This is a genomic window from Leptolyngbya subtilissima AS-A7 (assembly GCF_039962255.1).
Lineage (GTDB): Bacteria > Cyanobacteriota > Cyanobacteriia > Phormidesmidales > Phormidesmidaceae > Nodosilinea.
On the sequence record NZ_JAMPKY010000005.1, the window covers coordinates 354,628 to 369,486 of the forward strand.

Genomic DNA, 14,859 nt, shown 5'->3' on the forward strand with positions numbered 1-14,859 from the left:
TTTCCGTGGGAGGAGCGATGGGCAAATGGGATCGCTGGTTGGTGCCGGGGGTGTTGGCCGCCGTAGGCGTTCCCTTTCTGATTACTGGGGGAGTGCTTTGGGCCGTGGTGCCCAGATCGGTTGCCAACCATGCCAAGGAGGTGGCGCGGCTGCCCGTAGCCACGGCGGCGACCCTCAACGAGCGCGGTGCCCCGGTGCTGCTAGAAGGCCGTGTGGACGATCGCAACCCCATCAGCGATCGCCCGCCCCTGGTGGCCTACAACGAATACCATCGGGTGCGCCGCGACGACGAGTGGAAATGGGAGTACGAGCGCAGCTACAACCCCACGCTCTGGGTACAGATTCCAGGGAAAGAGGTGGAGATCGAGGCCGGCTATAGTCTGCAATCGACGACTTCTCAGGTGCAAGAGGGGCGCAATCGCAGTTATGAAGGCTTTGAGGTCAACGATCCAGTTTTGGTGTTGGGCACTTTGAGCGTCGCGGGCGATCGCCCCGTAGTCGTCGAAGCCAAGATCGGATATGAGACCAAAGCGGCCTACCTGGCATCCCTAGAGCAAGACCAGGCGACTGCTCGCTGGTTGGGTCTGCTGTTTTTAGTTTTGGGCAGTCTGCTGACCGTGGGGGCCGGGCTGGCTGTTTACTTGATCTGGCGTCGAATTGGCCGCGATCGCTAGGGCACTGCCTCCAGCTTGGAGCTACTCAGTTCGTCTAATCGCCAACCTCGGCAATAAACTACACCAAATTTTCATACGTGAAACTTTGGAGAAATGCCACATTAGGCGTGGACACTCGATCCGAGGCTACACTGATGCACAATCTGGAAATGCGGCGACCCCTGAGTGTCGGCCCCGAACCGTTGCATTTGCGCCCCGGCACTCGTCGGCTCAACCTGGCGGCAGGGCTCACGACCTTTCCAGAAGAGATTCTTGAGCTGTCAGACAGCCTCGAAGTGCTCGACCTATCGAACAACGCCCTGACTACCCTGCCCGACAGCTTTGCCCAGCTGCGCAATCTGCGAGTGGCATTCTTTAGCAACAACGCCTTTGAGGTGTTGCCCGAGGTGCTGGCCCACTGTCCCAAGCTGTCGATGATTGGGTTTAAGGCCAACCAAATCACCACCGTGCCCGCTGGGGCGCTATCCCAAGCCACCCGCTGGCTGATCTTGACCGACAACCGCATCGAGTCGCTGCCTGAGTCCATTGGCCAGCTCAACAGGCTGCAAAAGCTGATGCTGGCCGGGAACCAGCTGCGGGCTTTGCCAAAGAGTCTAGCCAACTGCCAAAATTTAGAGCTAGTGCGCCTCGCCGCCAACCAGCTCGAGGCCTTGCCCCCTCAGCTGCTCACTTTGCCCCGCCTAAGCTGGCTGGCCTACGCCGGCAACCCTCTCTGTCAGGGCTGGGGCAGTGAACCCCTGCCACTACCCCAAATCCCTTGGGATGACCTAACGGTGGGCGATGTCCTCGGGGAGGGAGCCTCCGGCGTAATTTCGCGCGGCACCTGGCGGCAGGGTCAGGACGAAATGCCCGTTGCCCTCAAGCTGTTTAAAGGCGCGATCACCAGCGACGGTCTGCCCGAAGACGAAATGCGGGCCTGCTTGGCGGCGGGGGCACATCCCAACTTGGTTGCTCCCCTAGGGCAAATTGTCGCCCATCCCGAGCAGAACCATGGGCTGGTGCTGCCGCTGGTTGACCCCAGCTACCAGGTGATGGGCGGACCTCCTAGCCTAGAGAGCTGTACCCGCGATACCTATCCTCCAGAGGCTACTTTTTCCTTGGAGGCAGCTATAGGCATTGCGGTTGGGGTAGCCGCTGCCGCCGCTCACCTGCATCGGCGCGGCATTCTCCACGGCGACCTGTATCCTCACAACACCCTGGTTACCGAGGCAGGAGACGCCCGCTTGAGCGACTTTGGGGCGGCCAGCTTTTACGATCGGGCAGGGCAGGCCGCTCTGGCCCTTGAGCGTTTAGAGGTACGAGCCTTTGGCTGTCTGCTGGAGGATTTGCTCGATCGCTGCCCCGCCTCTTCTGAGACAGCGCTGCGACTGCGCCAGCTACAGTTTGCCTGCATGCAGCCTGAGGTGCTGGCTCGCCCAGCCTTTGAGGACGTGCTAGATGAGCTGGTGGCCTTGGCTGCCTGAGGCCGTTCTTGAGCAGAGGCGCAGCCCTTCAATGAGCACAGTCCCAAGCCCTGGCCTAACCTTGAACTTGATTAGGAGACGGTGCAGATTCAGTAGGCAGGTGTATCCGAGGATAGCAAGCCAATTTAAAAAATTGGGTATTCTCAAGGCGCGGGCAGTTGGAGCAGCAACCCCAGGCAACGCATGGCTCATTGGCCAGTCTGGGCACAGGGTTTGAGTGCATTGCAAGCATAGGTATAGCTTTTGAACAACGCCAATGTTGCTGGCCATCGCCAGTCTGCCACTGACCCAACGGCTCAGGTATTTTTAGCCTACGCGGCCGAAGACGGTTGCCGCGCCCCTGGGGAAGCGATCGCCGGGCCAGGGGGAGCCGAGGTGGTAGAGGAATTGCGCCAGCTGCTGACCCAGGCTCAGATTACTTACCGGCAATGCCCCTGTCCCTGGCCTGCTGACGCTGACCCTGAGGCGATCATCTCGCGGGCGGCCGAGGCCTGCGACAACTATGTGCTGGTGCTGTCGCCCTACACCCTGGCCGATGTTTTTTGTCTACAGGGGCTGCTGTTTGCCCTCAGCCTGAACAAACGCATTGTGCCGGTGCTGATTGAAACTGTCTCTGCCCATCACCTGCCTGAGCCCTTGCAAACCCTTGAGACTGTCGATTTGCGAGACAGGTCGGCACCCTTGGCACAGACTGACGGGGGCCGTCAGCTTTTGCAGACTCTGCACCACGCTGCTGATTACCATCATGCCCACACCCGACTTTTGTTGAGAGCTTTGGAATGGGAACGACAGCAGCGCCACCCAGATCTACTGCTTCAGGGTGACGAGCTAGATCAATACCAGCGCTGGCTGGTGCAGGCTAACGGGCGATCGCACCATCGACCCATTCAGCTGCAAGCCCTATATGTTGCTGAAAGCGCCCGCCACCAGACCAGCCAGGGTAGTGCCGTAGCTCTAGGCATGGGCTGGATCCGGCGCTGGCTTTAGCTGACCTAGCTCGATGCGCTGGTGTAAAAGCGCAGGGCAAACCGCCAAAACCGATTTGCCACCACCATGAGCACCGTCGCCAGCAGCGCCGAAGCCAACAGCCAGCCGCGCCCGCCCTGGTTGAGCATGGTCTGGGCCGGTACGGTGGTCAAAAACGCCACCGGCACCACAAAGGTAAAAAACGCTCGGTAGGCCACCGGGTAGGCTGCGATCGGGAATCGCCCCGCCTCTAGCAGTCCCCGCAGTACCTCGGTGACGTTGTAGATTTTGACAAACCAAATGCTGGTGGCCCCCAGCATAAACCACAGACTGTAGAGGGTCAGCGCCCCAAACAGCAGGGGCAAGATGGCCAGGGCATAGTCGGCCCAGCCCAGGCCTAGGCGCGTGCCGCCGTAGCCAATCATCACTAGGCCAAATAGCACGTCGGGCAGGCCCCAGGGCGAGACCACCCGGGTTGAGAGCCAAAACTGCGAGCTGATCGGCTTAAGCAGCACAAAGTCGAGGGTGCCCTGCTGCACCTGGCTAACGATTTTGTTGAGGTTGGGAATGAGCACCGTGGCGGCAAAGCCTTGCAGCACGGTAAACAGCCCCAGCACCAGCAAGGCGGCTTCCCAGCTCCATCCGGCAAACTCGTAGCCGGTGCGATAAAACAAAAACAGGCCAAATAAGCTGCCCACCAGCCCGCCCAGGCTGATTAGAGCGGTGACCAAAAAGTTGAGGCGATACTCTAGCTCGGCGGCGATCGCCGTGCCCCAAAACAGCCGCAGCACCTTCCAATAGCGCTCCATTAGGCCCCCATGCCAGAATATTGCTTCAGCCCCTGCCGCCACAGCCAGCGGTTGAGCCCCCAAAACAGCGCCGACCAGAGCACCATCGCCGCAAACCCTTGGGCCACATGCTCCGGGCGGTTAATTAAAATACTGGCCGGAAAATAAATTAGGTACGGAAAGGGCGTCCACAGCACCACTTCGCGCACCGCGTCGGGAAAGAGGGAGAGAGGGGCAATCATGCCTGACAGGAAGGTGTAGAGCAAAAACCAAAACTGCTCTAGGGCGCTGGCCCGCTCCGTCCAAAATGCTGCCAGGGCAAAGGTGTACTGCATGAGAAACCGCAGGCAAAAGGCCAGGGCGATCGCCAGCAACCCCAGCAGCAGATTGCCCAAACTAGGCAGCCAGGCTGCGTAGGGGTAGAGCAGCAAAAAGAACCCCACCAGCAAAAAGGCAAAGGGCAGCCGGGCAAAGCGTTCCGACACGTGACCAAAAAAGTGCCGCCAGGCCGGGTCGATGGGCTGCAACAGGTAGGGCGACAGCCGCCCTTCCACCACCTCCCGCTCAAATTCCCAGATTACCCAGACCACGGTGAACTGCCGGACCAAGAACACTGCCAAGAAATATTGCACCAGCTCGGTTGGGCTGAGGTCGAATTGGTTGCCTTGGGCCGCTTCGACCCATAGGCCCATGAGAATCAGCGGAAAGGTGCCAGACAGCACCCAAAACACTAGCTCAGCCCGGTATTCCACCATATAGGCGTAGTACACCGACAGCATGACGCGGGAAATTTTTAGTGCTTGTTTCACCTGGGGCTCCTCGTTAGCCTTCTCATACTAGGATGCTACCGCTGGTTGGAGGGCTGAGGTGCGACGGTCTGTCGATGGGCAGATATTTTCCAAAGTTTGATGTTTTCTGCGGGTAGCTTTAACTTTTTGCCCAGAAGAAAAGATATGCTTGGAATTGTATTCGGTAACTTTAGATACAGAATTTTTGGAGTGTTCGCTATGTTATCTACTCAAGAGCAGGCTCGGCAGCTATTGGCCCGTACCCGTCAGCAGCAGCAGCATCGCCGAGCCAACATGCTAGGACGTTCTACTCACGAAGTTTTGCCTTCCGAGAACCCTCAGGCCTAGGCTGAAATCGCCAGCTTCGATAGCTGGGTTATTGAGTAGGTTGACTACTTGGTCCGGTATCACTCAGTAGAGACTTGGGCTAACTTAATCGCTCATTAACCCCAGCGATCGCCCCCACAACCATGATGAAAGTGAACCAACCCTGCATTTCTGCAATGCGGTTCGCACCTGACTCACATCTAGGCTCAGCGATCGCTGGGTCTTTTTTATGCTTAAAACTGCTTGAAATCACAGATCTGGGTTTCACCTCCAGGCGGCATCAGCCGCACGACGTTTCCTTATCTCCCTTAAGATCAAGTCTTCTAGACCTAATTCGCGCCCGCTGTTAGTGAAAGTGCTTTGTTTTATGTTCTGGTTGAGTGTTGCCTTAGTGAATGCTCCAACAGCCTCTGCCCTAGCCCTGGGCTCCGGGGCAGACCCGTCGTTTTTTGCGTCGCTTCAGCAGCAGCTGGTGCAGGCACTGGCCTGGATTGACAGTCTGGGAGCGATCGCACCCCTAGCCTTCATCCTGCTATACATCGTGATTACCGTTGCCTTTGTGCCCGCCTCGATTGTGACCCTGGGGGCTGGCGTGGTGTTTGGGGTGCTCAAAGGCTCGGCCTTGGTGTTCGTGGGGGCTATGTTGGGGGCCACGGCAGCGTTTTTGGTAGGCCGCTACGTAGCGCGGGGCTGGGTAGCCAGCAAAATCGCCAATAACCCTCGCTTTCGGGCCGTCGACGATGCGATCGCTAGGGATGGCCGCAAAGTCATCTTGCTGCTGCGGCTATCGCCGGTGTTTCCCTTCAACCTGCTCAACTATTCCCTAGGGGTAAGTCAAATTTCTCTCAAAGACTACGTAATGGGCACAGTGGGCATTTTGCCCGGCACGGTGATGTATGTCTATCTGGGATCGCTGGTGGGCAACCTGGCCACCTTAGGCGCCGACAGCAGCCAACCCCCCGCAGCCGCTACAGTGCAATGGATCCTTCGCATTGTGGGCCTAGTGGCCACGGTAGCGGTGACGCTCTACATCACTCGCATCGCTCGCCGTGCCCTCAACGAAGCCATTCCCGAAGACTCCCCCTCTCCAGAAAACCCTTAGTTGATCCATTATGCGCCACTCTTCGCCCTACCCCCAACCCTAAGCCATCCCCTTATCTCCCCACCCCTTACCCTCCCACTCCCCACCCCTTACCCTCCCACTCCCCACCCCCCTGTCCGCTATGCTGGTCTACGGTGTTTCGGGTCTAGACGCATGCCCACGGCAATCAACCCGATGAGTTGGCTAGGCCGTCTGGTCTGGGGAATTGTGTTAGCCCTGGCGCTGCATGGGGCCATGGTAGGGCCAGGATTGGCCCAGACCGTCGACACCGAGCCGGTATTTCTGGACGGCCTTTTCTTATTTGAGGTACCCGCCGCCGGAGACCTCACCGCTGTGGAGCGGGCGCTGGCCATTGAGATCAACCTGGAGTCGCTGATCGAAGATGCCAATCCGGTGCTGGTGCGCACCGAAACCCGCAGCACTGGAGAAATAGGGGGGAGTAACACAGTCATTTTCGCGGGCGATCGCTACATCATGACGGTCACCAGCGCCGATGTCGGTGTGGGCGGAGCCAGCACACCCCAGGTGCAGGCTGATCGTTGGGCAGATGCCCTGGCTGTTGCCCTCACTCAGGCGCGTGCCGAGCGTCAGTCAGGCTTTTTGACCCAAGCGCTGGTCAAAGCTCTGGCCGCCCTGGCCGCCGCTCTGGTGCTGCATCTGCTGACCGGATGGCTGTGGCACCGCTGGCTCAAGCCGCTGCTTGAACGCCTATCTTTTTGGCCCACCGACTCAGAGCACCACAGCACGGGGCTGAAGCTGTTGTTTCGGCTGACGCTGGTGCTAGTGCGCGGGGCGGTGTGGTTTACGGCGGTGGGTTACATTGCAAAGCTGTTTCCCCTCACACGCCGAGTGAGCTATCGAGTATCGAGCAGTTTGCAGGAGGGCCTGTTTGACCGCAGCGTGCTGCTGGGCAGCCGCTCTTACTCACTGTTTGATTTGCTGATGGTCATGGCCACCCTGCTGGCATTGGTGGTGATCGCCAGCACCCTGACTAATCTGATGCGATCGCGCGTTCTGCAGGTCACCGGCATTAGCCTGGCCGCCCAAGAAGCGATCTCGGTGCTCTCGAAATACACCCTAATTTTGCTGGGCACCGTGGTGGTGCTTCAGCTTTGGGGCATCGATCTCAGCTCCATTGCCCTGATCGCTAGTGGTCTTGGTATTGGAGTGGGCCTGGGCCTGCAAGGGCTAGTTAAAGACTTTGTCAGTGGTCTCGTGCTCGTGTTTGAGCGCCCGATGCAGGTGGGTGACTTTGTTGATTTTGGTCAGGTCAAAGGCACTGTTGCCCGCATTGGCTCGCGCAGCACCGAAATTCGCACCCTTGACCATGTCTCGATCATCGTGCCCAACTCCCGTTTTTTAGATTCAGAGGTGATCAACTGGAGCCACGGCAACCCCGTATCGCGCATTCGCCTGCCGGTGGGGGTGTCTTACAGCGCTGACCCTCAGCAAGTCAAAATTGCCCTGCTCGAAGCCAGCCAAAAAAATCAGGAAATTTTGACGGCTCCTGCCCCCCAGGTATTTTTCCTAGGCTTTGGTGACAGCGCCCTCAACTTTGAGCTACTGGTATGGATTGCTCAGCCTAGCCGCCAGCTGGTGATCAAAAGCGATCTGTACTTTGTGATTGAGGCCAGCCTACGCCACCACGACATTGAGGTGCCGTTTCCCCAGCGCGATCTGCACATTCGTTCGGGGTACCTGCCCATGTCCCGCCCATCGGAAGCACAGGAATATTTGGACCAGGCGGGCAACGAGTCAGCCCGTGGGTCAGAAGAGGCCTAGCAACACCGTTGATTTCTGTAAGGCCAGACTGAGGCGGATCGTTCTCCTGGTGGTTATGACAATAGAGACCTAATGCTGAATGCTGGTTGGCGATCCTTAGTGGAGTAGGAAAAATAACGGTTTTTCTGGTAGAGGCGACCTCTTTTTAAGCTGAGACAATTGAATTTAGACCTAGCCTGATCAGGGCGAACCACAGCGCTTTGGAGGGCAGCAAAAAATAAGGAGCGCTTTAGGGAAAGTTAGCTAAAATTACAGCCGTATTTGCAGAGAAACCGGGGTTCTATACCCACACGTTCCCGAATTGGTCGCCTAACGGGTTTCTCGAGTGAGGAGTATAGGGAGCTAATTTCCATGAAACCAGTCTGGCCCAACGTCCCCCTTAGCCGCTGGTCAAAGCGGCTGTTTAAGTCGCTTGCGCTGTTTATTACCTCGGTCTTTCTGGTCACTGGCCTATCGGTGCCAGGGTACGGTGCGGCTCAGCCCACAGCGCTAACGCCCAACACTGATGCCGAAGCTGGATTGGAAGTGTTGATGGCCCAGGAACCGAACACCTCGGGCAACGCCACCCTCTACTTTGAAACCTCTACCTTTACCATTAGCGTCTTTCCCAGGAATTCTCAAACCCTGCGGATGAATGTCTACAACAGAGAAACTCGGCAGTCTGAACAACTCAATGCTCCTGTTACCCGCCGCGACGGAATTATCAGTAGCGACTGGATAAGCTATGACAGCTTTGGCTCGCGCGGAGGCCGCAACGTTGTCTACCGGGCTAGTGGCAACCTAAGAAACAACCAGGCCCGCCTCGAAATCGTTGAGGTCTCCACCAGTGCCATATTGCTGAGCCAAAACAGCACCAGCGTTCGAGACTTCTTCCTTCCCGGAGCTAACCCTAACCCTGGCCCTAACCCTAACCCTGGACAGGGCGACCTGCTCAACCGCACGCTTGTGGGCTTTGATACCCAAAATCACTCGGTTCGGGTGTTTAACGACAACGGCGTAACCAAGCTGAATGTCTACAACAGAGTCTCTGGTCAGCCGCTGGTCAATGGTCTGACTGCCACCGCAGAAGCCACTGAGATTGCCCCCTACCGATGCTGGGTCAACTACTTTGGCGGTCAAAGTTATGGCGGTGCTGCGGCCCGCTACTTCGTTCGAGTCAGCGGTGATGGACAGGCACGGCTGGAGGTGATTGCCGCCAACGGCGGGGTGCTACTGTCAGAACCTAGAGTCAACTCTGCGCCTCTGATCACTAATATTCCCCAGGCCGATCGCCCCGCTTGTTTTGGCAGCGGCGCCACCGTGCCCGATGGGGCTGGCCTAGAGCCTTTTGTGGCTGCCGTCTTTGGTGGTGACAATGAACTCCAGCGGGTGCGCCAGGTGCTACCTAGTGGCAGCAGCCAGGGTGTAGGTGGTTTGACCTGCGTCATCAACCCTCGCTTTGAGGATGCGCCCCAGGGTCGATTTATCAGTGCGGCGGAGTGCAGCGATCGCAACGACGCCAGTGCGGTGGTCAATTTCTTGCGGGGTCGCGGGCTCAACTCTCGCTTGGTCTACCGCAACTTTAGGTATCGCTAGAGCTGAGTAGCCGGAGTTCTCGGCCAGAAGTCAAAAAACAGGCAAGAAAGGGGGAGACAGAGCTGTCTCCCCCTTTCTTGCCTCATGGACTTTACGGAGCCAAGCGGGCTTTTTTGAGGCGGTTCTCTTCGTACCAGGCGGCGATCGCAGGCACCCAAGCGGCAAAGTGGGGCCAAATTTCTTCGCACATCTTCTGAGCTTCGAGCTGAGCATCGGCCTTCCAGCGCAGGTCGAGCAGGTGCATCACCGATCGCACGTTGGCCGACATCACCCAGTGCTGACGAATATCAAAAGGAATCAGCCCTCGGGCGTGCTCTTCGGCAAATCCCTGATCGATGCGGGTTTTGTAGCGGCGGCTGGCTTCTAGGCACCAGTCAATATCCTGCTGGCGAGCTTCGGCGGTGTATTCGTACTTCTTGCCCTGGCGATCGGTGTAGTAGCCCAGGGGCCGCAGGTAAAAGACTTCTTCCACCTCGCGCTTGCCGTCTACTACATCAAGAATGCGCTGCCCGGTATATCGGAAGGAGTTGTGAACAACCACACCGTTGGCGACAAAGTTATGCCACGGACCTTCCACCTCGAGGTCATAGGTGGTTTGTAGGCCTAGATATTCAACTGCAACCACTCCAACAGGGTGAGCTTTGAGCTTTCGGCCTGCTGGTATTGGCTTAGCCGCCCAAAATTTCGGCTCCAAAATGGGCTGGAAGTTCGTCGCAAACTCACCCTCTAAATGGTTTTGGTGTAGGTGCTCGTGGCAAGGCTGGCAGACAGAGATAAGATTATTAAACTCGTAAGCCAGTGACTCATCGGCAAACACAGGGACTAAATGATGAGCGTGGAGGTTGCCGCCCTGGTTACCGCAGCGCTGACAAATATAGTTGAACTTGGCGTGTACTTGGGGTGCAATCTGGCGTGTCCAGGCACCAATTAACTCTCGCTCTGTTGATGTGCCGCCCTTCCAAAAGTTAGAGTCCGGCCCCCGTTTTGTAAAGGTCTTGGCATTGATTCGGCGCTGTTCTAGGTTTGCTTTTGACAGAGCCAACTTATAGCCCTTGACGCCCTTATTCCAAGGATTATCGGTGCCAGGTGAGCGTTTATTAAGTTCTAACCCGTGGGCATATACCCACTTTTTGACAGACTCGATAGAGCATTCTGCGAGGGCAGCTATGTCATCTACGTAGAGCCCTTGAGCAAGCTGAGTTTGGAGCCAAGCTTTGTCACGGTAAAGGCCGTTGCCTGCGACAGTCTTAAGCCCGCGCCGTCGTCCTGAGGGCAACTTGAGCTGAAATTGTTTGGCCCAATGGCGAATAACCTCAGCAGAACACCCACACTGCTCAGCAATTTGTTGTGCCGTTAAACCCTGATTGACTTGGGCTTTTAGCCAAGATTCCTGGCTGTAGAGGGCATCGGGGCGCACAACGCCGTTGGTCATCAGTTCACAAGTTTTAGTAATCGCCAGCACTTGATGGTTGGCATCGGCAACTAATCCCAACGCATCTCCCATGCGCTGCCACCCTTGGGATGTATAGAGGCGATGGTTGGTCGTGCAGTCGAGGGTTTTACCATCGGCTAGGGTGAGGCGATAGACCGGCTGCAAGCCGCTACACATGACATCTTGAATGTGACCAACTTCAAAAAAGCCTGTTTCTTCGTTCAAAACCCGCAGCCGCATTTTCTTGAGGCGGGTTTTGAAGTCGCGGCGATAGGTACCGGGGGGTTCGCCGTTGCGCCCACGAATCTTGCGCTCTCGGCTAGCCTTCTCTCCGTTAGTCCACAAATCGTATAGCTCAGCGATTTTGGTTTTTCTCAAACCACCAGAGGCGTGAACGAACGTCACCTCAGTATCGCCTGCCAGGCACTGCACATCGAAGGAAACGCCGACCCGATGAGTACGGATCTGCTGCATGGTGCTGTGGGGAAACCAGCCGACGTTAAACACAATTTGCGGGTGCTCTAGCGGGCCGTAGTGACCCCGTCCGCCCTTAAGGAGACTGGTGACTAAGATTTCGCCGCAGCGCTCTTCACTGGGCCATTGGGCGCGATCGTGCGCCACAAAGCCCTCGGCGTAGTCTTGGTGCATGGCGGCGTACATGGTCTGTTGAGGGTTTGGGGTCTGAGAAATGACCTCAACGGTGAAGCGATCCATAGCGCAGATTTCTAAGGTTTAAACATCTAAGTATTCAACATATTCGACCGCGCGCCGTCCCTTGGGAGCAGGTTCAGACGCACGAGTCGGTGTGGTGGTAGATGCTTCTGGCGTTTTTTCCAAGGCGCTGCTTGAATGCTCCTCTAGGCCGATTTGCTCTGGTGATGCTTCCAAATGCTCCAATTCTGAAAACTTGAGGGATTCTGAAATGCCTGGTGCTGCAACAAATTGAGGCTCTAATTCTGACTGTTGCAGCACGGCAGCGTCGGGTGCAGAGTCTACAACGAAGGCTGTGGCGGAACTTGGCGGTAGTGGCTTGGCCGATCGCAGTAAGCTTTGCCCCTCTTCCAAGGCCGATCGCACGATCGCATCGCTCTCTTGGCCCAGCCTAATTTGAAAGCAGTCGAGTAGGTGCGATCGCACCGACATTCCCGCCAGATACTCTTCATTGCCCTGGGCCAAGCGCACCAACCGCCGCACGGCCACCAGCCGCTTTAGCGGGTCAGGGTGGCTCAGCAGACCCAAATTGTGATCCACCTGAGCTACGGGGGCAGCATCCCACAGATCATCGCTGCGCTGGGTCGAACGAGACGATCGCAGCAGTGCCCCCACCGCAAACAGCGCCAGCGCTCCCTGCCCGGTGAGCAGCAGCGCCATCAGCAGCGAGTGGGTATTGTGCCACAGGGCGGTAAAGGTATAGGTGCTAACTCCCGTGACCAAACCCAACATCAACGCCTGCTGCTGTGGGGTAGCCGGCAACGGCAGCCCCTGCTGAAGACGCTGCGTTAACCCCTTGCGCTGGCGCGGCGAGAGCTGCAAAATCTGCTGATAGGCCACCAGCCCAATCCCCGCCGAGATCACCAGGGCACCGTTGACCAAGCCCAGGGCTAGGCTACCCAAGCCCAAGCCCCACATCTGAGGATGCTTAAGCAGCAGCGATCGCCCCTCAGCGCTGTTTTTCGGCCACGGCAGCGACAGCCGCCACCCCTGACGCAGAAGCGCTGACTTAGGGCGCGGCGACGGCGGCGGTGAAACATCCAGAGTGGGTCGAGAAATGACGGGAGAAACCACGGGAAGCTTTTGTAGGCGTTATGAACCAAGGCTTAGCATAGCCTGCCCCCCTATCTTAGGCTCCTTTTTGCAGGAAAACTAAAGGCTCTAGCCCTCGAAATTGTCTAATAATTGCCGACAGCTAACCCTCTCCCTCCTCATCTCCCTTCACTCCCCCACATCTAAGCCACACAGATACCGTACTGAGGCAGCAAATCATGGATGACATAAAAGTGGTGGGCTCGTAGGGCGTCGTGGAAGAGCTTCCAGTTGCTGGTTAAAAACTGGGGCGAGTAGGGCAGGCGCGAGTCTATGCGATGGCCCAAAGCCGGTCTTTGACCATCGCCCTCGCCGACAATACCCAAAGCCTTATGTTTCCAAGACCCGTAGCCATTGGCGATATAGCTCACCTGGGCAGGGCCAAAGCTAAAGGAACCCTGGGCGATGTGGTCTATCCACTGGCGGTGGCGGCAGTCGCCCTCTCCTAGAGTGGTTTCAAACAGCATCGCGATTTTGTCCTTGTCGGCCGCTGGCAGCCCTGGAACATCGGCATCGGCATCCTCCAATCTGTAGCGCTGCATGGCTTTGCAGAGTTCATCAGCTGCTGCTAAATAGTCTTTGGGGTTGTCGCGGCTGATTTTTTCGCCCCGACCGTTCGTGTAGCCCCAGCGCAAGTAGGGTTTGTCAGGGTTGCTCAGCACCGTGCCGTGGCCCAGGGGGAGCGCTCCGCCAATGAAAAAGCCCTTGAGTCGATTCATCAGGCTTTGGTCGGGCCTGTCGTTGCTGTCAACCAGGTCACGGGCGCTGTTGATTTCGTGGCTGACCCCCGCAAAGCCTTGGTGAGCCCAGGTATCGGCAAACACGTGCAGGGTAATGCCCAGGCGGTGCAAACCATAGCTGCGGTAGCGCTGCTCAATACACTCACGCACCATGGTTTGGGCGACGGGGCTATTGGGGCGACAGATCAATTTTTCAATAAAGGTGCCGGGCGGATCCTGACCAGCGGGCAGGCCACCGTTACCCGGCAAAAAATGAAAAGGGATCCAAACCTTGCAGTTAGCCAGCTCTTTGAAGTTGCGGTAGTCGAGCATTTTGTGGGCCGAGCTGATGCGATCGAACATCGCGCCGTTGTCGAAGCGAATCAGCCCCGCCTGGGTGGAGTCGTCGACATACTGAGCGCTGTGGGCCACAATGTCGGCCTCTCGGTGCTCAAAACCGGCCAACCGGGCGCACACATAGGTCACCCCGTGGTGAAAATCAATTTGCATAACACTGCACGGCTAGCGGCGATCGAAGGGCAATACATCCCAAAACCCAGGGTATGGGTTAGTGTGCCCTGCTAGCGTTAAGCATTGTGATGTGGGGTTTAAGGGTTTCAGGTTTAGGGTTCAGGGAGTAAGAGTTGCGATCGAGGTTGCGCCCTGAACCTTATACCTTGCACCCTGAACCTTTTATCCTCTCCTTTTAGTTGTCTTGAGGAGTCGCGCTGGTGGCTTGCGATCGCGCAAACGACTGGTGAATTGCATTCAACACCGGGTCGATATCGTCGGTGGTGTCGCCGTAGTAGCTGGTAATGGTGGCGGTGGCGGTGGGGTAGCCCACATAGGTGATAAATGCGTTGGGCAACGCATCAGGAATGCCGCTAATCCAGAGGCGTACGGCGGTGACTCCGTCAATGGTGACGGCATCGTAGCGGGTGACGGTGTAGCCATTGGCACGCAGAGACTCTAGCGACTCGCCCACAACCTCGCGGGGAGGTGCCTCCTGCCAGGTGACCTCAGTGCGCATGGCGGGCAGGCTGCCGCTGGCCCCGATGCTGTCAGCGACGAGTTGGGGGGCATCAGCCTGCTCACTCACCTGCCACCCGGCCGGAAATGCAATGGAGAATAAATCTGCGTAGCTGGAGGTTTCTAAAACCGGGGGAGCTTCAGCGGCGGGGGCGGCCTCAGCCGCTACCAGTTGGTCTGGAGCCTGCGCCAGGGCAGGAGATAGGCCAACGGTCAGGGCCGCTGCTCCTAGTATTAAGGCCCAGATTTTAAGTTGTCCCATCACGACTCTTCTTTGTACTGACTCAACCACTGCTGTTTAGTATGGCCCATCGATAGGATAGGGCGATCGCCTTGCGGGCAGGTCACCATCGCTTGTGGGCGGCTCTTCAAACATCGCTCTGCTGGTGGGTGTATGCAGGAACCTGCTCT

General features: G+C 57.3%; 13 protein-coding genes. 7 read left to right on the top strand and 6 right to left on the bottom strand.

Going from position 1 to position 14,859, the window contains the following annotated elements:
- Nucleotides 1-17 precede the first annotated feature (17 nt).
- From NC979_RS13315 to NC979_RS13325, 3 genes are all read left to right on the top strand, one after another.
- Nucleotides 18-674, top strand: coding sequence for a hypothetical protein (locus NC979_RS13315; protein ID WP_190522075.1), 657 nt, complete (start codon nt 18-20; stop codon nt 672-674).
- Between the two features lie 107 nt (nt 675-781).
- A complete protein-coding gene (locus NC979_RS13320) occupies nt 782-2,137 on the top strand; it encodes a leucine-rich repeat-containing protein kinase family protein (protein ID WP_348253685.1) in 1,356 nt (451 codons plus the stop codon).
- A gap of 243 nt (nt 2,138-2,380) precedes the next feature.
- Complete coding sequence (locus tag NC979_RS13325; protein WP_190522077.1) at nt 2,381-3,124, top strand: toll/interleukin-1 receptor domain-containing protein; 744 nt, start codon at nt 2,381-2,383, stop codon at nt 3,122-3,124.
- A gap of 5 nt (nt 3,125-3,129) precedes the next feature.
- Here NC979_RS13325 and NC979_RS13330 read toward each other — a convergent pair whose 3' ends face one another.
- The gene (locus tag NC979_RS13330; RefSeq protein WP_190522079.1) at nt 3,130-3,912 is read right to left on the bottom strand and encodes an ABC transporter permease; all 783 of its coding nucleotides are present in this window, start codon (nt 3,910-3,912) and stop codon (nt 3,130-3,132) included.
- Complete coding sequence (locus tag NC979_RS13335) at nt 3,912-4,700, bottom strand: ABC-2 family transporter protein (RefSeq protein WP_190522081.1); 789 nt, start codon at nt 4,698-4,700, stop codon at nt 3,912-3,914. Before NC979_RS13335 ends, NC979_RS13330 begins: the two co-directional genes overlap by 1 nt.
- 198 nt (nt 4,701-4,898) lie before the next feature.
- Between NC979_RS13335 and NC979_RS13340 the strand changes: the two genes are divergently transcribed.
- The 4 genes from NC979_RS13340 to NC979_RS13355 all read left to right on the top strand — a co-directional run bounded on the left by NC979_RS13340 (nt 4,899) and on the right by NC979_RS13355 (nt 9,465).
- Nucleotides 4,899-5,027 (top strand): hypothetical protein, encoded by a 129-nt coding sequence (locus NC979_RS13340; RefSeq protein ID WP_255524857.1) that lies wholly within the window; start codon nt 4,899-4,901, stop codon nt 5,025-5,027.
- Between the two features lie 370 nt (nt 5,028-5,397).
- Nucleotides 5,398-6,108 (top strand): TVP38/TMEM64 family protein, encoded by a 711-nt coding sequence (locus NC979_RS13345; protein ID WP_348253688.1) that lies wholly within the window; start codon nt 5,398-5,400, stop codon nt 6,106-6,108.
- Between the two features lie 153 nt (nt 6,109-6,261).
- Complete coding sequence (locus tag NC979_RS13350) at nt 6,262-7,890, top strand: mechanosensitive ion channel family protein (protein ID WP_242024134.1); 1,629 nt, start codon at nt 6,262-6,264, stop codon at nt 7,888-7,890.
- Nucleotides 7,891-8,241: 351 nt separating this feature from the next.
- On the top strand, nt 8,242-9,465 hold the full coding sequence (locus NC979_RS13355) for a hypothetical protein (RefSeq protein WP_190522085.1): 1,224 nt from the start codon (nt 8,242-8,244) through the stop codon (nt 9,463-9,465).
- A 91-nt stretch (nt 9,466-9,556) separates the two neighbouring features.
- Here NC979_RS13355 and thyX read toward each other — a convergent pair whose 3' ends face one another.
- The 4 genes from thyX to NC979_RS13375 form a co-directional block, all read right to left on the bottom strand.
- On the bottom strand, nt 9,557-11,611 hold the full coding sequence (gene thyX, locus NC979_RS13360; protein WP_190522087.1) for an FAD-dependent thymidylate synthase: 2,055 nt from the start codon (nt 11,609-11,611) through the stop codon (nt 9,557-9,559).
- A gap of 18 nt (nt 11,612-11,629) precedes the next feature.
- A complete protein-coding gene (locus NC979_RS13365) occupies nt 11,630-12,682 on the bottom strand; it encodes a hypothetical protein (protein ID WP_190522089.1) in 1,053 nt (350 codons plus the stop codon).
- 161 nt (nt 12,683-12,843) lie between these two features.
- A complete protein-coding gene (locus tag NC979_RS13370; protein ID WP_190522091.1) occupies nt 12,844-13,929 on the bottom strand; it encodes a DUF6765 family protein in 1,086 nt (361 codons plus the stop codon).
- A 196-nt stretch (nt 13,930-14,125) separates the two neighbouring features.
- Nucleotides 14,126-14,710 (bottom strand): hypothetical protein, encoded by a 585-nt coding sequence (locus tag NC979_RS13375; RefSeq protein ID WP_190522093.1) that lies wholly within the window; start codon nt 14,708-14,710, stop codon nt 14,126-14,128.
- Nucleotides 14,711-14,859: the final 149 nt, after the last annotated feature.

What these genes read in the sequence shown, in the direction of transcription:
- NC979_RS13330 (WP_190522079.1), bottom strand. Translation starts at nt 3,912, where the DNA reads ATGGAGCGCTATTGGAAGGTGCTGCGGCTGTTTTGGGGCACGGCGATC.
- NC979_RS13375 (WP_190522093.1), bottom strand. Translation starts at nt 14,710, where the DNA reads ATGGGACAACTTAAAATCTGGGCCTTAATACTAGGAGCAGCGGCCCTG.
- NC979_RS13355 (WP_190522085.1), top strand. Translation starts at nt 8,242, where the DNA reads ATGAAACCAGTCTGGCCCAACGTCCCCCTTAGCCGCTGGTCAAAGCGG.
- NC979_RS13340 (WP_255524857.1), top strand. Translation starts at nt 4,899, where the DNA reads ATGTTATCTACTCAAGAGCAGGCTCGGCAGCTATTGGCCCGTACCCGT.
- thyX (WP_190522087.1), bottom strand. Translation starts at nt 11,611, where the DNA reads ATGGATCGCTTCACCGTTGAGGTCATTTCTCAGACCCCAAACCCTCAA.
- NC979_RS13370 (WP_190522091.1), bottom strand. Translation starts at nt 13,929, where the DNA reads ATGCAAATTGATTTTCACCACGGGGTGACCTATGTGTGCGCCCGGTTG.
- NC979_RS13315 (WP_190522075.1), top strand. Translation starts at nt 18, where the DNA reads ATGGGCAAATGGGATCGCTGGTTGGTGCCGGGGGTGTTGGCCGCCGTA.
- NC979_RS13350 (WP_242024134.1), top strand. Translation starts at nt 6,262, where the DNA reads ATGCCCACGGCAATCAACCCGATGAGTTGGCTAGGCCGTCTGGTCTGG.